Consider the following 18242-nt stretch of genomic DNA (forward strand, 5'->3'; position numbering starts at 1 on the left):
CCTGGGCTTGAAGCAACTTTGGAAACTTCCGCGTCGCTCTATCAACTTTTTATGTCGGCTGCACGAAAGTTTCCAAATGGGTGAACTAAGTATTTGCCCTCAGCGATTTTTCCTGCGGTGGAGCGTCACCAGAATGGCCGCCCTTCAATTTGAACCGTCAGCCTGACGCAACTTTGGCCAAGACGGCTTTCGGCCAAGTATGTGTCTCGCTGCCTGGGCTCATGCAACCAACACCGAATACCAGGAAAGGAAAGTGTCATGGGAATGACAAGGCGTAAATTCATGATTGGCGGTGGCGTCGTGGCGGTGGCGGGTGCCGCGGGGATTCTAACCCCCTTGCTGACCCGCGAAGGCAGGTTGATCCCCGGCAAACCGCGGTTTGGCTATGTAGAGGGCACTGCGGGGGCGCTTCCCGGGCAGGCAGATGTCGTCGTCGTTGGCGCCGGTATTCTGGGGCTGATGACTGCAATCAACCTCGTCGAGCGTGGGCTTTCTGTAGTTGTCGTTGAAAAAGGTGAGATTGCCGGCGAACAGTCGTGCAGGTTCTATGGCCAGGTCATGACCTACAAGATGCCTGATGCGACATTCCAGTTGCACCATCTTGCCAAGCAACGTTGGCGAGAAATGAATGCCAAAGTGGGGGTGGATACAAGTTACCGTACACAAGGTCGGGTCGAAGTACCTTTCGATGAAGAAGACCTGGAAGGCGTCAGAAAGTGGATCGATGTCAAAACCCGGGAAGTTGGTGCGGATATTCCTTTCAAGACGCGAATCATTCAAGGCCGTGAACTCGAACAGCGTCTGCGTGGTGCGTCATCGCGCTGGTCGGTTGCCGGTTTTGAGGAAGACTCCGGTAGCCTGGATGCCGAGCGCGCATCGTTCGTCATAGCCGAGTATGCCAAGAAAATAGGGGTACGGATCTACACCCACTGCGCCGCCAGGGGCCTGGAAACCCAGGCAGGTGCCATCTCCGATGTAGTGACGGAAAAGGGCGCCATCAGGGCGTCTCGGGTGATCGTGGCGGGCGGCGCATGGTCCCGGCTGTTCATGCAGAACCTGGGCGTCGATGTGCCTACCTTGCCCGCCTACCAGTCCCAGCAAATCATCAGCGCGGCACCCCGTGCACCTGGGGGCAACGTGGCATTGCCGGGGAATATCTACTTCCGCGAGCAGGCTGACGGCACATACGCCACCTCGCCACGCGTCGTCGTTGCCCCGGTCGTCAAAGAGTCGTTCATGTATGGCTACAAGTACTTGCCATTGCTGGCCATCCCCGACTTCCCGGTGCACATCTCACTCAACAAGCAACTGATCGATTCGTTCATTCAGCCAACGCACTGGAAGCTGGACGAGGTTTCGCCTTTCGAGAAAAACCGGCTGATGACCGCAGCCCCGGACCTGCCGGAACTGAATGCCTCACTGGAAAAGCTCAAGGTCGAGTTCCCCGCCTTCAGCGATGCGAAACTGATCGATCAGTGGAGCGGTGCCATGGCCATCGCACCCGACGAAAACCCCATCATTTCGCAGGTCAATGAGTACCCGGGGCTGGTCCTCAACACTGCAACCGGTTGGGGGATGACCGAAAGCCCCGTGTCGTCCGAATTGTCGGCGGACTTGCTGCTTGGCAAGGCGCCGGTGCTAGACCCCAAACCCTTCAGCCTGTATCGGTTCTAAGTACACCAGGCGCAATGGAATGACCCGTGCGCGCGTCGTCGATGCGTGCACATTTTTGGTAATCATCAGGAGTACAGAATGAAAGTTGCTTTAACGACCGCAGCAATGGCCGTGGCACTCGCAGGTGCCGGTGGCGTTCATGCACAAGAAATCGTGCGCCATGGCGCAGGTAGTTTCCCTATTTCGTCGGCTGTAGAGGTGCCTGCCGGCAAGGCGGTTGTGTACCTGAGTGGTTCTGTGCCGTCGGTTATTCACCCTGATGCACCCAAGGGCTCGCTGCAAGCCTACGGTGATACCAAGGCACAAACCATCAGTGTGCTTGGCAACATTCAGCAGCAGCTGAAAGAACTGGGCCTTGGTCTTGCCGACGTGGTGAAGATGCAGGTGTTCCTGGTGGGCGGGCCGGAGAACGGCGGGAAAATGGACTTTGACGGCTTCATGGCCGGCTATACCCAATTCTTCGGGCCAGCCGCCAAGCAGCCAGTGCTTCCTGCACGCTCGGCGTTCCAGATTGCCGGCCTGGCCGACCCTGCCTGGCGTGTCGAGATCGAGGTGACAGCGGTTCGTCCCTGAACCCAGGCATGCGCCATTCCCGGGCTAGCCATGCCCGGGAATGGCCGGTGGTTTAGCCAGTGATGAACAGCGGCAATGCCAGGTACAGTTTGATCACGATCACGTTGATGATGTCGATGAAGAACGCCCCTACCATCGGCACCACCAGAAAGGCGATGTGCGAGGCGCCGTAACGTTGGGTCACCGCCTGCATGTTGGCAATCGCCGTGGGAGTTGCACCCAAGCCGAAGCCACAGTGCCCCGCCGCCAGCACCGCCGCATCATAGTTGCGGCCCATGACCCGGAATGTCACGAAGATCGCAAACAGTGCCATGACCAATGTCTGTGCAGCCAGCAGTATGAAGAACGGCAAGGCCAGTGCTGCCAGGTCCCACAGTTTGAGTGACATCAAGGCAATCGCCAGGAACAACGACAAACTCACATTGCCCAGCACGGATACTTCCCGTTCGAATACCTGGTAAAAGCCCAGCGCTGAAAGCCCGTTGCGCAACAATACGCCCACGAAGAGTACACAAACGAACGTCGGTAGTTCGAGTGCCGTCCCTTTCAGGAAGGCGTTAAGTAATGTGCCAGCCAGCAAACTGACGGCAATCAGCGCCAAGGTTTCGATGAATGAAAACGAGGTGATCAGGCGTTCTTTTTCCGGCTGTTCAAAGCCTTTTGGTAGTTGTGGAGTTGCTTCTTTGATTCCCGATATCTTGACCCGCTTGATCAGCAGCCGGGCGACCGGGCCGCCAATCAGGCCCCCCAGCACCAAGCCGAAAGTGGCCGAGGCCATTGCCAGTTCGGAGGCCGATGCCAGGCCAAACTTCTCGGTGAACGTCGTGCTCCAGGCTGCGCCTGTACCGTGGCCACCCGACAGGGTGATGGAGCCAGCCAGCAGGCCCATCAGCGGGTCGAGCCCCAATGCTTTAGCAAGGCCGATGCCCATGCCGTTCTGAACCACCAGCAAGCCTGTAACCACCAGCAGAAACACCGCGACCACGCGGCCGCCCTTTTTCAGGCTGGCGAAGTCTGCACTCAAACCGATGGTGGCGAAGAATGCCAGCATCAACGGTGCCTGCAACGAGGTATCAAACTGGACGTGTATATCGAAACTGCGCAGTGCCAGGAGTGTCAAGGCAACGACCAACCCGCCTGCAACAGGTTCCGGGATATTGTAAACACGCAAAAAATTAATGCGTGCGACCAGTCCGCGCCCCAGTAGCAGTACTAAAGAGGCGGCTACAAGTGTCCCGTAAAAATCGAGTTCAAACATCAAGGTACTCTTCGTTCAAGGTGACATGCGAAATTACGATGTCACCATTCTACGGCGAGCCTTCCAGTCAATTGCGGCCAAGCGGCTAGGAAAAGTCTGAATGAACTGTGGGTTTTGACGACATGTGTCAAAGTTTCCCGGGTATTCCATATTTACGCAGGCGCAGGGCAATAGCGGTATGTGAAGTTTGCAAGCGCCCGGCCAGTTGCCGTGTCGATGGGTAACTGGCATACAGCCGTTGCAACAGTTCGCGCTCGAAGTCACCTACTGCTTGTTCAAGACTTGCTACTTCACCATCCTGGCCACGCGCCACCGAGGTGCCTGCGATGTCCAGGTCACCGATGTCCACCAGGTTGCTTTCGCAGATGGCTGCAGCGCGGAAAATCACGTTCTGCAATTGGCGCACGTTGCCCGGCCAGGGGTTGGCCAGGAGTGCCGAGTGGGTGGCCGGGGTCAGCCGGCAGGGCGGGCGCTGGATCTGCGTGCAGGCTTGCTGCATGAAGAAGTGCGCCAGCATCAGGATATCCTGGCCCCGGTCGCGCAGCGGCGGCACCTGCAGGTTGAGCACGTTGAGGCGGTAGAACAGGTCTTCGCGGAAGGTGCCTTCGGCGACCATGCGCTCCAGGTCGCGGTGGGTGGCGCTGATGATGCGTACATCCACCTTTACTTCACGGTCACCCCCCACCCGGCGGAAACTGCCATCGCTGAGAAAACGCAGTAGCTTGGCCTGCAAGTACGGCGACATCTCGCCAATCTCATCAAGGAACACCGTGCCCTGGTTGGCCAGTTCCATCAGCCCGGGCTTGCCGCCCCGTTGCGCGCCGGTGAAGGCGCCGGGGGCGTAGCCGAACAGCTCGCTCTCGGCCAGGCTTTCGGGCAGTGCGGCGCAGTTCAGGGCCAGGAACGGAGCGGCGTGGCGGCTGCTGATGGCGTGGCAGGCGCGGGCTACCAGCTCTTTGCCAGTGCCGGTTTCCCCATGCACCAGCAGCGGCGCATCGAGTGCTGCCACGCGCAAGGCGCGGGCCTTGAGGGTACGGATGGCCGGCGATTCACCAAGCAGGGCATCGAAGCCTTCGGCGTGGTCATGGTGCAGGGCGGACAGGCGTTCACCCATGCGCGAAGGCGGGTACAGGGTAAGCAGGCCACCGGCGTTGGTGATCGGCATGGCGTCCAGCAGCAGGCTCTGGCCGTTGAGCTGCATCTCGCGCATGGGCAGGTGGAAGTTGTTGTCCAGCAGGGCTTGCAGCAGCGCCGGGTCGCCGAACAGGTCACCCACCGAACGCCCGGCAGATTCGCGACCGCACAGGCCGATCAATGCCGGGTTGGCCAGCAGCACCATGCCTGCGCTGTCCACCGCCAGTACCGGGTCGCTCATGGCGGCCAGCAGGGCATCGAGTTGCAGGTGGCGGCGTTGGCCGGGGAGGATGTCGACCACGTCCACCGATTGCACACCGTGTACTTCGAACAGTGCGTCGTGCAGTTCTTCGAGAACGGCGGGGCTGAGGGTGGGGGCGTCGATGTAGACGTTCGGCGGGACCATCTCCACGGCGTCCAGGTTGAGGTTGCGGGCACCGAGCAGGGCAAGGACTTCCTGGGTGATGCCGACGCGGTCGATGAAGCTGACGTGGATGCGCATGGGGGACGGTGAAGTGGTGGCCGGGGAGGGCGGTAGTATGCCTCAACATCGCCGGGGCCGCTTTGCGGCCCTATCGCGACACAAGGCCGCTCCTACAAGGGAACGCGTACCCCTGTAGGAGCGGCCTTGTGTCGCGATGGGCTGCAAAGCAGCCCCAAAATTCTGGAGCTATTCCAGATGCTCAGGCTTGATCGGATCGCCCGACTTCACATCAAGCTTTTCGCGAATGTCCGCGAACATATAGTCATAAAGCTTGTGCGGCGAACTCAGGTTCTCGAATTTCTTCGGTGTCACCAGATACGACTGGGCCTTGCGGGTCAGCAGCATGAGAAAACTGGGCAGTACCTGGTCTTTGGGCAGGAAGAACTTTTCTTCTACCACCTTGCCTTCGATGCTGCCATGCATGTGGAACTGAATGCCTCTGCCTTCCGTGGGGTCCGACACTGCCTCGTATTCGATGCTCAGGTCGTAGCTGTGGTCTGCCGGGTTCAGCGCAGTGCGCTCGATGTGTACATGACCGGGGTGGTACTGGGCCATGGCTAGCTCCTTTGGAAGGTCGAAAATGGCGGGCACCGAAGGCCCGCCGACTGCATTCAACGGTAGCTGATCCCCGGCTTCGCGGTGGAAACACGGGTACCGGCAGTGCCTTTGACGATGTCTTCAATGTTTTCCAATGAACTGATCACCGCCACCTTGCCGGTGCTGCGGGCAAAGTCACTGGCAGCCTGCACCTTCGGCCCCATGGAACCGGCGGCAAAGCCCAGGCGTTCGAGTTCGTCGGGATGGGCCTGGGCAATGGCTTTCTGGGTAGGCTTGCCCCAGTCAATGTAGGCTGCATCGACGTCGGTGGCGATAATCAGAAGGTCGGCTTCCAATTGTTCTGCCAGCAGTGCCGAGCACAGATCCTTGTCGATCACCGCTTCGATGCCCTTGAGCTTGCGGTTTTCATCGTACATGGTGGGGATGCCGCCGCCGCCCGCGCAAATCACGATGCTTTGCTTTTCCAGCAGCCACTTGATCGGGCGGATTTCAAAAATACGCTTGGGTTTGGGGCTGGCCACCACGCGGCGATATTTGTCGCCATCTGCCTTGACCACCCAGCCCTTTTCCTTGGCCAGGCGCTCTGCTTCTTCCTTGCTGTAGACCGGGCCGATGAACTTGGTCGGGTCCTTGAAGGCGGGGTCGTTGGCGTCCACTTCCACCTGGGTCAGCAGGGTGGCGAACGGCACCTCGAAGGCCAGCAGGTTGCCCAGTTCCTGCTCGATCATGTAACCGATCATGCCCTCGGTTTCGGCACCCAGCACGTCCAGCGGGTAGGCCTCGTCGGGCTTGTAGGACAGCGCCTGGAGCGACAGCAGGCCAACCTGCGGGCCGTTGCCGTGGGCGATGACCAGTTCGTTGCCAGGATGGATTTTGGCGATTTGCTCGGTGGCGGTGCGGATATTGGCGCGCTGGTTGTCAGCGGTCATGGGCTCGCCGCGACGCAGCAGGGCGTTGCCGCCCAATGCAACAACGATACGCATGGGGAATGTCCTTTAACGAAAGAGGAATGAACTGCCGCAGCGCAGAAGGCTGCTGGGTTCCCTGTGGGAGCGGGCGTGCCCGCGAAGGGGCCAGACCAGGCATCATCGATGATGCGGCTGGTGCCTTCGCGGGCACGCCCGCTCCCACAGGTACCGTGCAGGTCTCGGCGGTAGCGGGAGCTGCTTACAGGTCAGCCAGGGTCGATACCAGGATCGCCTTGATCGTGTGCATGCGGTTTTCCGCCTGCTCGAAGGCGATGCAGGCCGGCGACTCGAACACGTCGTCAGTCACTTCGATGCCGTTGGCCAGGTCCGGGTACTGTTCGGCGATCTGCTTGCCTACCTTGGTCTCGGAGTTGTGGAACGCCGGCAGGCAGTGCATGAACTTGGTGCGTGGGTTGCCGGTGGACTTCATCAGCTCGGCATTCACTTGGTAAGGCTTGAGCTGCTTGATGCGCTCACCCCAGGCTTCGATTGGCTCGCCCATCGAGACCCACACGTCGGTGTGCACGAAGTCCACACCCTTGACCGCCGCTTTCGGGTCTTCGGTGAGGGTGATGCGGGCGCCGCTTTCCTCTGCGTACTTCTTGCAACGGTCGACCAGGTCGTCATGTGGCCACAGTGCCTTGGGCGCGGCGATACGTACGTCCATGCCGAGCTTGGCGCCAATCAGCAGCAGCGAGTTACCCATGTTGTTGCGCGCGTCGCCCAGGTAGGCGTAGCTGATGTCGTGCAGCGGTTTGTCGCTGTGCTCACGCATGGTCAGCACGTCGGCGATCATCTGGGTTGGGTGGTACTCATCGGTCAGGCCGTTGAACACCGGCACGCCAGCGAACTTGGCCAGCTCTTCGACGATTTCCTGCTTGAAACCACGGTACTCGATGGCGTCGTACATGCGCCCGAGCACGCGGGCGGTGTCCTTCATGCTCTCTTTGTGGCCGATTTGCGAAGAGTTCGGGTCGATGTAGGTGACATTGGCGCCCTGGTCGTAGGCAGCCACTTCGAAGGCGCAACGGGTACGTGTGGAGGTTTTTTCAAAGATCAGGGCGATGTTGTTGCCCTTCAGGTGCTGCTGCTCGGTGCCGGTGTACTTGGCGCGTTTCAGGTCGCGGGACAGGTCCAGCAGGTAGCGCAACTCGCGCGTGGTGTGGTGTTCGAGGCTGAGCAGGTTGCGGTTATGGATGTTGAACGCCATGACATTTCTCCTTGAGTTTGGTGAACGCACCGGCCGCCGCTTTGTGAGGGCGGCCGGGGGTGATGGGCGTTAGTAATCGATCGGGTCGCGCACGATCGGGCAGGTCATGCAGTGGCCGCCGCCACGGCCCCGGCCCAGTTCGCCAGCGCTGATGGTGATGACTTCGATGCCGGCCTTGCGTAGCAGGGTGTTGGTGTAGGTGTTGCGGTCGTAGCCGATGACCACGCCTGGCTCAATGGCCACCACGTTGTTGCCGTCATCCCACTGTTCGCGTTCGGCGGCGAAGCTGTTGCCGCCGGTCTCGACCACGCGCAGCTTGACGCCCAGTTGCTCGCCGACCACCTCGATGAACGACTTGTTGATGCGGCGCACGTCCATGCCGTAGGGCTTTTTCTCGTCCGGGCGGATGATGAACGGCACGATTTCGTTGACCACCTCCGGGAATACCGTGACCAGGTCGCGGTCGCAGAAGCTGAACACGGTGTCCAGGTGCATGGCCGCACGGGACTTCGGCAGGCCGGCGACGATGACTTCCTTGACCGCGCCCTTGGCGAACAGGTTGCGTGCCAGCTGGCCGATGGCCTGGCGCGAGGTACGCTCGCCCATGCCGATCAGCACGATGCCGTTGCCGATCGGCATCACGTCCCCGCCTTCGAGGGTGGACTGGCCGTGCTCCTTGTCCGGGTCGCCGTACCAGACTTCGAAGTCGGCATTGGTGAACTCCTTGTGGAACTTGTAGATGGCGGTGGTCAGCAGGGTTTCCTGGCGACGCGCCGGCCAGTACATCGGGTTCAGCGTCACGCCACCGTAGATCCAGCAGGTGGTATCGCGGGTGAACTGGGTGTTAGGCAGTGGCGGCAGGATGAAGCTGGAGTGGCCCAGGTAGTCGTTGTACATCTTGACCACATCGGCGCCTTCGCTCTGTGGCAGGTCCTGGCCAGCCACGCCACCGATCAGGAACTCGGCCAGGTGGCGGGGGTCAAGGCCTTCGAGCCAGCTGCGCACTTCGTTGTTCAGGCCCACGCCGACGGTGTCATCGGTGATCTTGCGGTCGAGAATCCACTTCAGGGCTTCGGGTTGCTGGACGATGTCGGTCAGCAGGTTGTGCATTTCCAGCACATCCACGCCGCGTTCGCGCATCTTGGTGACGAAGTCGAAGTGGTCACGCTTGGCCTGGTCGACCCAGATCACATCGTCGAACAGCAATTCGTCGCAGTTGCTCGGCGTCAGGCGCTTGTGCGCCAGGCCCGGGGCACAAACCATCACTTTGCGCAGTTTGCCGGCTTCGGAGTGGACACCGTACTTCTGTTTTTCAGCGGACATGGTTTCATTCCTCCAATTGAACGAAGACGTGGGTCAAAGGGTCAGGAAGCCGTCGTACAGGCCGAAGGCTGCCACCAGGGCGCCGATGACCACGGCTGCGAAGATCAGTTTTTCCACGTTGGTGAAGACAGGTTGGCCTACCTCACGCTTGGCCTTGGCGAACAGGATGGCGCCAGGCGCGTAGAGCAGGGCCGAGAGCAGCAGGTATTTCACGCCGCCGGCGTACAGCAGCCAGATGGCGTACAACAGGGCGATACCACCGATGATCAGGTCTTTCTTGCGCTCGGCCAGGGCCTGTTCGTAGGTTTCGCTGCGCAGTGCCAGCAGGAAGGCGTAGGCCGCCGACCACAGGTAAGGCACCAGGATCATCGAGGTGGCGAGGTAGATCAGCGACAGGTAGGTGCTGTTGGAAAACAGCGTGATCACCAGGAAGATCTGCACCATGGCGTTGGTCAGCCACAGGGCGTTGGCCGGTACCTGGTTGGCGTTTTCGCGGCGCAGGAACTCCGGCATGGTGTGGTCCTTGGCAGCGGCGAACATGATCTCGGCGCACAGCAGCACCCACGACAGCAGGGCCCCCAGCAGCGAGATGATCAGGCCGACGCTGATCAGCACCGCGCCCCAGTGGCCGACCACATGCTCCAGCACCGCGGCCATCGACGGGTTCTGCAGCTTGGCCAGTTCCGGTTGGGTCATGATGCCCAGCGACAGCACGTTGACCAGCACCAGGAACAGCAGCACGGTAACAAAGCCTATGACCGTGGCCTTGCCCACGTCAGAGCGTTTTTCCGCCCGGGACGAGAAGATGCTCGCGCCCTCGATGCCGATGAACACCCATACGGTGACCAGCATCATGTTGCGCACCTGGTTCATCACACTGCCCAGCTCTGGTGTACCTACGGCCCAGATGTCGGCGGTGAAGATGTCGAGCCTGAAGGCGAACAGGCAGATCAGCGCGAACAGCACCAACGGCACCACTTTGGCCACGGTGGTGACCAGGTTGATGAATGCCGCTTCCTTGATGCCGCGCAGCACCAGGAAGTGCACCGCCCACAACAGGATCGACGCGCCAATGATGGCGGCCGGCGTGTTGCCTTCACCGAAGATCGGGAAGAAGTAGCCCAGGGTGCTGAACAGCAGCACGAAGTAGCCGACGTTGCCCAGCCAGGCACTGATCCAGTAGCCCCAGGCCGAAGAAAAGCCCATGTAGTCGCCAAAACCGGCCTTGGCGTAGGCATACACCCCGCCATCCAGGTCAGGCTTGCGGTTGGCCAGGGTCTGGAACACGAAGGCCAGGGTCAACATGCCGACGGCGGTGATACCCCAGCCGATCAGCACGGCACCAACCCCAGCACTGGCGGCCATGTTTTGTGGCAGCGAGAAGATCCCGCCACCAATCATCGAGCCGACGACAAGTGCAACTAACGCGCCGAGCTTTAGTTTTCCGGATGAATCAGACATTTAACAACTCCTGCCAGGAGAAAGTTGACGTAAGAATAAATCTGACGCCTCTGCCATAACCTGACTTGTGTCAGTTTAAGGCGACGTGAAGGTAGGAAATTTCCTTCACGGTGCTCCTGGAGAGTGCCGACAGCTTAAGCTGCAGGCCTTGCGCGCTGGCACCTCCATGTCTTTCTAGAGCAAACGCTCTGTTCAGCCTGCGATGCTTGAAGCTAGCCGCTTTTGCCGCTTTCGCAAATTTTTCACAAGAATTTCCAGTTTTAACGGGAACTTTTCCAGTTGCTGGTCAGCTGCTAGCGTTATAAGGATTGTTGCATAGACAAAGCAGTTATGAGTGCTATAGCTTGAATGGCTTGTTCCATTATAAGTAACAACATTTATATGGCCCGCAGGGCTGTTTCAGCGTAATGACAGCGCGAAAAAACGGGGGTTGCATGAGCGAACCGGGACAGAAGCTGCGCCTGGGCGCGCTGATCGCGCTGGTGGTCGGCTCGATGATTGGTGGTGGGATTTTCTCGCTGCCGCAGAACATGGCGGCGCGTGCCGATGTGGGTGCAGTGCTGATTGGCTGGGGCATTACCGCCGTCGGCATGCTGGCGCTGGCTTTCGTGTTCCAGACTCTGGCCAACCGCAAGCCGGAGCTGGATTCGGGGGTGTATGCCTACGCCAAGGCCGGGTTTGGCGACTACATGGGCTTTTCTTCGGCCTGGGGCTACTGGATCAGTGCCTGGCTGGGCAACGTCGGTTATTTCGTGCTGCTGTTCAGTACCCTGGGTTTCTACTTTCCAGTGTTCGGCGAAGGCAACACGCCGGTCGCCATCGGCTGTGCCTCGCTGCTGTTGTGGTCGGTGCATTTTCTGGTGCTGCGCGGTATCAAGGAAGCCGCGTTCATCAACCAGGTGACCACCGTGGCCAAGGTGGTGCCGTTGCTGATGTTCGTGGTGATTGCGGCGTTCGCCTTTCGGGCCGATATCTTCACCCGTGACATCTGGGGTTTGAGCAACCCCAAGTTCGGCAGCGTACTGGAGCAGGTCCGCAACATGATGCTGGTGACCGTGTTCGTGTTCATCGGCATCGAGGGCGCCAGCGTGTACTCCGGGCGCGCTGAGCGGCGTTCGGACGTGGGCAAGGCCACGGTCATCGGTTTTCTCGGTGTACTGGCGCTGCTGGTGCTGGTCAACGTGCTGTCGCTGGGCATCATGACCCAGCCGGAACTGGCCGGGTTGCAGAACCCGTCGCTGGCCTCGGTGCTGGAGCATATCGTCGGCCCTTGGGGGGCCTTGCTGATCAGCCTTGGCCTGGCGGTATCGCTGTTGGGGGCCTTGCTGTCATGGGCGCTGCTGTGTGCTGAAATCCTTTTCGCCACGGCGCGGGACAAGACCATGCCGCGTTTCCTGGCCAAGGAAAACGCCAACCATGTGCCGGCCAATGCCCTTTGGCTGACCAACTGCATGATCCAGGGCTTTTTGCTGATTACGCTGTTCTCGGCCGGCACCTACACCAGCCTGATCTACCTGGCTTCGTCGATGATCCTGGTGCCGTACCTGTGGTCGGCGGCCTATGCCGTGCTGTTGGCGGCGCGTGCAGAAACCTATGCCGGGCAGCCGGGGTTGCGGCGCAAGGACTTGCTGGTGGCGCTGGTGGCCTTGCTGTATGCCGTGTGGCTGCTGTACGCGGGGGGGCTGAAGTACTTGCTGCTTTCGGCGCTGTTGTACGCACCGGGCGTGATCCTGTTCGCCAGGGCCAGGCGCGAGCAGGGGCAGGTGTTGTTCACCACCTGGGAAAAGCTGATTTTCGCTGCCGTGCTGGCGGGCGCTGCCTTGGCGGCCTACGCCTTGTATTCAGGGCTGTTGAGCTTGTGACGGGGCTGGGCAGGCGTGTTCCGGGCGTGACCAGATCCACAGGTTGCCCAGGGTCATGCCGGCGATGGCCAGGAACACCGGCCAGTGGTGTTCCAGGAAGGTCAGCATCAGGCCTGCGCACAGCAGCATGCTGATGGTCGCGCTTACCTTGGCCCGGCGCTGGATCACCTTGCCGTTGCGCCAGTTGTACAGGATTGGCCCGAACAGCCGGTGGTTCTCCAGCCAGGCAGACAAACGCGGCGAGCTGCGGGTAGCTGCCCAGGCGGCCAGCAGGATGAATTCGGTGGTCGGCAAACCAGGAATGACGATCGCGACCAAACCCACCCCAAGGCTGACGTAAGCCAGGATTCCGTACAACAGGCGGGCGATCTTCGAGCGGGCAGGTCGGGTCATGGTCTCACTGCAAAAAGCGGTTCGGCCACCGGTAGGGTGGCCGGGTACGGCGTATCAGGCCAGCGCGGCATCCGCAGCATAGGCATGCTTGAGCAGTTCGGTGAAACGCTCGAAGGCGGCAACTGCACCGCGCTCGGCGGCGGCGTCCTCTTCGGCCGACAATTCAAGGCCATCGAGGATGCGAGTGAATTGCTTCCAGCCTTCGGCACGGCCACCGGCCGGCTCGCCCAGATGACGGGCACCGAAACTGTCGGACAGTTCCAGGGCCACGGCACGCTTGATCAGAAACGCAGCGCCCAGTTTGGAGCCTTCGGAGACGAAGATCCAGCCCATTGCCTCGCCCAGCCCTGGTTTGCCCAAGGCGCCAGGCACGGCAGCGGGTACTTCGGTGTCGAGGTCGGCAAGGTCCAGGCGGGCCTGGTCGGCACGGCAGCGCTCGGCCAGGTCGGGGACGATGGCGATCAGTTGCGGGTCGTTGTACAGCGCTTGCAGTTCGGACTGGAACAGGTACTGGGCTACGACGAAGCGGGCGAAGCTTTCGCGGCTGTCGAACGGCTTGTGCGATTTGACCAGGGCATCCAGCTCGGCGTGCGGGGCGTGGGTGATCTGGTTCAGGCGCTGGGAGCGCAGGGCTGGGCGGTCGGTCATGGGGCAGTCCTTGGAAAAAGGGGCGTCTAGATACAAGACGAAACAGCGGGGGCGGGACAGTAAAAAAACCGGGTTTTAGTGTTGTTTGTACCGGCCTCTTCGCGGGCACGCCCGCTCCCACAGGGAAACCGCAGGCCTCAAGACCTGCGCAATACCTGTGGGAGCGGGCGTGCCCGCGAAGAGGCCAGTACGATGCAGTGGGATCAGATATCCCACACCACATTGATACCGAAGTTACGCCCCGGCATGCTCAGGCGGTCGATGTTGGCCGGCTGGGTCACAGCCGCTTCACCCTGGCCGTCGTAGCTGCGCACCGAATCCCACTGCCAGTACTTCTTGTCGGTGAGGTTGTACAGGCCGGCGTTGATGGTGACGTCGTCGGTGACCTTGTAGTAGCCGGTCAGGTCCAGCACGCCGTAGCCCGGGGTGCGGAACTTCGAGGTCGAGCCGTCCGGCGAGTAGAAGGTGCTGTCGTCGACACGGGTCTTGCGCTTGACCAGTGTCCAGCTCAGCAGGCCACCGTAGTTCTGTTGTTCGTAACCCAGGCCGAACACGCCCTTCAGCGGGTTGACGGTGTTCAGGGGCTCGCCAGTATCGTCGTTGCGGCCATAGGTGTAGGCAATCGAGCCCTGGGTGTACAGGCCCTGCGGCGCACCGAAGTGGTCGAGGTTCAGGCGGCCTTTGACCTCGGCGCCCTTGATGGTGGCGTGCTTGATGTTGTTGGCCTGGAAGGTCTGTTCCAGGTTGGCGCCCTGCACGGCGTCTTCGTCGATGAAGTCGCGGTACTTGTTGTAATACACCGCCACATCGAAGTTGCCAGCGTCGAAGTTGCCGCGCAGGCCGGTTTCGTAGCTTTTGCTCTTCTCGGGCTCCAGGCCCGGGTTGCCTTCGACGCGGTAGCCTTGGTCGATATTGACGAATTTGCCGTACATGGACTTGGCCGTCGGCGTGCGGAAACCTTCTGCGTACTGGCCATACCAGGTGTAGTTGTCGTTGAAGGCGTAGGCCAGGCCGAACTTGGGCGAGACGCGGTGCCACTTCTTGTCCGAGTCGTCCTGCGAGGTGGGCGCCGTGCCGCTGGACTCCAGGCCACGCAGGAATTCCTCGGTGAACTTGGGCTCCATGTGCGTGTAGTCGTAGCGAGCGCCGGGCATGAAGGTCCAGTTGTTCCAGCGGATTTCATCCTGCACGAACAGGCTGTAGGTGTTCACGGTCGGGTCCGGGAAGTCGCTGACCAGCACCTGGCCATCTGCCGGGCGCTCGGCGCCGGCAGCCGAGCAACCCGAGCCCACGGCCAGGCAGGTACCGGTGCCGCTGCGCGAGCCGGTGATCTTCTCGTGCTTGAGCGTGGTGCCGTAGGTCAGCAGGTGGTCGGTGGCGCCGATGCTGAAGGCCTTGTCCAGCTGGGCGTCGAATACCCACTGGCGGTCCTTGTAGGTGGTGTCGCGGGTACGCAGCACCTGGCGACCCGGTGGTGCGTAGACTTCTTCGGTATGCTGGTCGGTCTTGGCGATCTGGTAGTTGAGGCTCCACTTCACGTGGTCGGCAACCAGCGAATCCAGGCCGAACTCATGGTTGATGCCAAAGCGCTCGCGGGTAATGGTGTCGTTACCGCTGCGTGCCTTGTAGTAACCCATGCCACCAAAGCCAGGTATGAACGGCCCACCTACTGCGCTGAGGATGTTCTGGTCACGGTCGTCCTTGTAGCGCTCGTAGGTGAAGCCCAGGCGCGCGTCGTCGGCGTAGTTCCAGCCCAGCTTGGCCAGCACGTTGGTGGTGCGCACGTCCATCGGGTTGGCTTCGGTGCGCGACAGGCCGTCGCCACTGTGGTTGCCATGGGTTTCGGTCTCGTGGCCGTTGCGCTGGCTGAGGTGCAGCAGGCCATCGAAGTCGCCCTCGCGACCAGCGACGGTAGCGGAGTTCAGCCAGCTTTCGTCAGCCGAGCTATAGCCGGTCTTCAGCCGTGCGCCGACGTCCTTGCCGGGCTTGATGATGTCGTCCGGGTCGAGGGTGAAGTAGCTCACCGCGCCGCCGATGGCGTTGCTGCCGTACAGCACCGAGGCCGGGCCGCGAAGGATTTCGACGCGTTTGACGATTTCCGGGTCGACATAGTTGCGCTGGGTTTGCGCATAGGGGCCGTAGAAGAAACTGTCGGGGATCGACACGCCGTCGACCTGGGTGAGGATCCGCTCGCCATCGATGCCGCGGATGTTGTAGCCGTTCAGGCCGCTGCGCTGGCCGGTGCCGGATACCGACACGCCTGGCTCGTAGCGCACCAGGTCCTGGATGTTGTTGACGTTCTGCCGGTCCAGTTGCTCGCGGGTCTGCACGCTGACGGTGCTCGGCACCTGGCTGACGTCCTGGGCGCTACGGGTGGCGCTGACGGTCACCTGCTGCAGGGCCACCACGTTGCCGCTGGCCTGGCGCTCAAGTACCACGTTGCCGTTGCTGATCTTGCGGAAACCCAGGCCAGTGCCGTGCAGCAGGCGCTTGAGTGCCGCTTCTGGTGCCAGTGAGCCTTGTACACCCGGCGAAGCCACGCCATCGGCCAGCTCGGCGCTGAAGCCGACTTGCCAACCGGTGACCTGGCTGAAGGCATTGATTGCCGACACCAGTGGCTGCTGGCTGATGCTGAAGCGGTAGTCACCCATGCGCGGGCTGCTGGCCTGGGCCGGTTCGGCGGCCAGCGCAGGCAGGCTGCAGGCGCCGCTGGCGAGCAGGGCCAAGGTCAACAGGGACAGACGGGGAAGGGTAGACGAGCGGGTAGGACCAGTGGACATCGGAAGCGCTCCCAGACGCGCGGGTTGTTATAGGTGATGGCTGTTCTCGTTTTCAAACAAGAATCAGTTGCATTGGCTATAACGAGACGGGCGGGGTAGCGCGATCGCGTAAAAATAATTTCCGGGTCAGTTCAGGATGACCAGCGCCGGGTACTCGTGCAACTGGGCCGAGGTGATGTGGGCCAGCGCGCGCAGGGTTTCCAGCGGTTGGTCGAGGCGGTAGTTGCCGGTGACGGCAACGTCTTCCAGTTGCGCATTGCGGTTGATGATCCAGCCGGGGTAGTAGCGCCGCACTTCGGCCAGCACCTGGCTCAACGGGCAGTTCTCGAAGACCAGGCGGCCGTCGACCCAGGCCAGGTCCTTGTGCATGTCGGGGCGCTGGCGCTGGCTGAAGCCCTGCGGGCCGACACTGATGCTGTCACCGGCACTCAGGCGGATGCGCTGGTCGCGCGCGCCCTGCAGGTCGACATCACCGCGTTGCACTCGCAGCTGGGCTTCGCCATCGAGGTAGCGCACGGCAAAGTCGGTGTTACGCACCTGTGCACGTAGCGGCCCGGCTTCCACCTCCAGCGGCAGCAACGCGTCCTCGGGTACCTGGAAGTAGGCCTCGCCTTGCAGCAGGCGGGCGACCTGGCGGCCGTCGCGACGGTCGCTGGCAAATGCCGAGTTGGTGTTGAGCAGCACCTTGGCACCGTCATCCAGCTGCAGACGCTGGCGCTCACCCACCACTGTCAGGTGGTCAGCCTGCAGGCGCATGGGCAGGTTACCGACAGTGAACAGCCCAACCAGCAGCACTGCCGCAGTGGCCAACGGTTTCCAGTGGCTGCGCAGGCGCCCCCGCCACGAGCGGCGTTGCTGCTGGTGCAGCTGCGTGGCTACCTGGTGCAGCGGCGTACCGTTCCACAGCGCTTCTGCCTCGACATAGGCCTCGGCATTTTCCGGCGCGGCGCTGAGCCAGGCTTCAAAGGCCTGGGTGTCTTCGGCACTGGCGCATTGCAGGCGCACCAGCCAGTCCAGCGCCTCGTCCATGGCACGAGCACGGGCGTTGGGCCCGGCGGGTGACGGGCGAGGGGCGGGGCTGTCAGTCACGGTGAGTCCTTGAATGGTTTTTCGCGAATGATCAAGGCTAAGGCGAGGTGTGGCAAGGGCTTTGCGTAACCGCCGGGCAGCGGTCGGCTCACTTGAGGCGGTCGGCGACACCCATGCAGATCGCCATGATCAGTTTCAGCTCCTTCTGTACCGTGCTGGCTGAAACCTTCAGTTGCTCGGCAATTTCCAGATAGGTGGCGCCATGCAGGCGGCTGAGGATGAAGATGCGCTGCTGGCGTTCGCTCAGCTGGTTGAGGCTGACGCTGAGGTGCTTGAGCAACTGCTCGGCATGGGCGGCATCCTCGCTGCTGGTGGCGGGGGCGGCCACGCTGTGCAGCACTTCGTCGGGCACGTCGTCGACCAGCATGCGGGCCTGCACCCGGCGCGCACGCAGGTGGTCCAGTGCCAGGTTGCGCGCGGTCTGGAACACGAATGGCTCGATATGCTCGATGGGCCGCTCGCCCAGGGCGCGGGACACCCGCAGGTAGGTTTCCTGCAGCAGGTCCTCGGCGGTGCTGGGGTTGCCGACCATGCGCTGCAAGGTGCGCAGCAGGGTAAGGCGCTGGACGAGGAAGACAGAGTTGAACCGGGACTGACTCACGGGGGGACCTGGCCGACGAAAGGTTAATGATAATGCTTATCATCTATGCCTGAGGTCAAGTGTGGAAATGTTAAGAAAAGGTAAAGATTGTGAGTCCGCTGGTGCATGGCGGAGGATTTTCTGTGTATTCGAGATCGAGCGCCGCCCGCGCGGCGCTTCGCGGGGCAAGCCCGCTCCCACATTTGTTGCAACGTGCCACACCTGTCAGGCCATGGTTGCCAGCCTT

The 18242-nt window shown here is 61.4% G+C and carries 15 protein-coding genes; 3 read left to right on the plus strand and 12 right to left on the minus strand.

Features of this window, described 5'->3' with window-relative positions; all coding sequences use genetic code 11:
- The first annotated feature begins 282 nt into the window (after positions 1-282).
- Together ACIQUI_RS15845 and ACIQUI_RS15850 are read left to right on the plus strand one after the other, a co-directional pair.
- Positions 283-1674 carry an NAD(P)/FAD-dependent oxidoreductase gene (locus tag ACIQUI_RS15845; RefSeq protein ID WP_403200194.1) on the plus strand — a complete coding sequence of 464 codons (1392 nt, stop codon included), beginning with the start codon at positions 283-285 and terminating at the stop codon, positions 1672-1674.
- Positions 1675-1752: 78 nt separating this feature from the next.
- Positions 1753-2247, plus strand: a complete 495-nt coding sequence (locus tag ACIQUI_RS15850; RefSeq protein ID WP_403200153.1) for a RidA family protein — start codon at positions 1753-1755, stop codon at positions 2245-2247.
- 52 nt (positions 2248-2299) lie between these two features.
- Here the strand turns inward: ACIQUI_RS15850 and gltS are convergent, their stop codons facing one another.
- The 7 genes from gltS to arcD (ACIQUI_RS15885) all read right to left on the minus strand — a co-directional run bounded on the left by gltS (position 2300) and on the right by arcD (ACIQUI_RS15885) (position 10643).
- A complete protein-coding gene (gltS, locus tag ACIQUI_RS15855; protein WP_403200156.1) occupies positions 2300-3505 on the minus strand; it encodes a sodium/glutamate symporter in 1206 nt (401 codons plus the stop codon).
- 127 nt (positions 3506-3632) lie between these two features.
- Complete coding sequence (locus ACIQUI_RS15860; RefSeq protein ID WP_403200159.1) at positions 3633-5141, minus strand: sigma-54-dependent transcriptional regulator; 1509 nt, start codon at positions 5139-5141, stop codon at positions 3633-3635.
- Positions 5142-5309: 168 nt separating this feature from the next.
- Positions 5310-5678 carry a DUF5064 family protein gene (locus ACIQUI_RS15865; RefSeq protein WP_403200162.1) on the minus strand — a complete coding sequence of 123 codons (369 nt, stop codon included), beginning with the start codon at positions 5676-5678 and terminating at the stop codon, positions 5310-5312.
- A 56-nt stretch (positions 5679-5734) separates the two neighbouring features.
- Positions 5735-6664, minus strand: a complete 930-nt coding sequence (arcC, locus tag ACIQUI_RS15870; RefSeq protein ID WP_403200165.1) for a carbamate kinase — start codon at positions 6662-6664, stop codon at positions 5735-5737.
- 184 nt (positions 6665-6848) lie between these two features.
- The gene (locus tag ACIQUI_RS15875) at positions 6849-7859 is read right to left on the minus strand and encodes an ornithine carbamoyltransferase (protein WP_391124713.1); all 1011 of its coding nucleotides are present in this window, start codon (positions 7857-7859) and stop codon (positions 6849-6851) included.
- 69 nt (positions 7860-7928) lie between these two features.
- Positions 7929-9182, minus strand: coding sequence for an arginine deiminase (gene arcA / locus ACIQUI_RS15880; protein ID WP_403200168.1), 1254 nt, complete (start codon positions 9180-9182; stop codon positions 7929-7931).
- Positions 9183-9215: 33 nt separating this feature from the next.
- Positions 9216-10643 carry an arginine-ornithine antiporter gene (arcD, locus tag ACIQUI_RS15885; RefSeq protein WP_105946906.1) on the minus strand — a complete coding sequence of 476 codons (1428 nt, stop codon included), beginning with the start codon at positions 10641-10643 and terminating at the stop codon, positions 9216-9218.
- 434 nt (positions 10644-11077) lie between these two features.
- On the opposite strand from arcD (ACIQUI_RS15885), the gene arcD (ACIQUI_RS15890) reads away from it, so the two are divergent.
- Positions 11078-12505 (plus strand): arginine-ornithine antiporter, encoded by a 1428-nt coding sequence (gene arcD, locus ACIQUI_RS15890; protein WP_403200171.1) that lies wholly within the window; start codon positions 11078-11080, stop codon positions 12503-12505.
- Here the strand turns inward: arcD (ACIQUI_RS15890) and ACIQUI_RS15895 are convergent.
- The 5 genes from ACIQUI_RS15895 to ACIQUI_RS15915 form a co-directional block, all read right to left on the minus strand.
- Complete coding sequence (locus ACIQUI_RS15895; RefSeq protein ID WP_016501292.1) at positions 12485-12898, minus strand: YbaN family protein; 414 nt, start codon at positions 12896-12898, stop codon at positions 12485-12487. The two genes, arcD (ACIQUI_RS15890) and ACIQUI_RS15895, sit on opposite strands and share 21 nt — an antisense overlap.
- 54 nt (positions 12899-12952) lie before the next feature.
- The gene (locus tag ACIQUI_RS15900; protein ID WP_403200174.1) at positions 12953-13546 is read right to left on the minus strand and encodes a biliverdin-producing heme oxygenase; all 594 of its coding nucleotides are present in this window, start codon (positions 13544-13546) and stop codon (positions 12953-12955) included.
- A 203-nt stretch (positions 13547-13749) separates the two neighbouring features.
- Positions 13750-16326: a TonB-dependent receptor gene (locus tag ACIQUI_RS15905; RefSeq protein ID WP_403200177.1), complete on the minus strand. Its 2577-nt coding sequence runs from the start codon at positions 16324-16326 to the stop codon at positions 13750-13752.
- Positions 16327-16452: 126 nt separating this feature from the next.
- Positions 16453-17415, minus strand: a complete 963-nt coding sequence (locus ACIQUI_RS15910) for a FecR family protein (protein ID WP_403200180.1) — start codon at positions 17413-17415, stop codon at positions 16453-16455.
- Positions 17416-17503: 88 nt separating this feature from the next.
- Positions 17504-18016 carry an RNA polymerase sigma factor gene (locus ACIQUI_RS15915; protein WP_403200183.1) on the minus strand — a complete coding sequence of 171 codons (513 nt, stop codon included), beginning with the start codon at positions 18014-18016 and terminating at the stop codon, positions 17504-17506.
- Between the last annotated feature and the right edge of the window lie 226 nt (positions 18017-18242).

The organism is Pseudomonas sp. NPDC090592 (genome assembly GCF_044769185.1).
Classification (GTDB): Bacteria; Pseudomonadota; Gammaproteobacteria; order Pseudomonadales; family Pseudomonadaceae; genus Aquipseudomonas.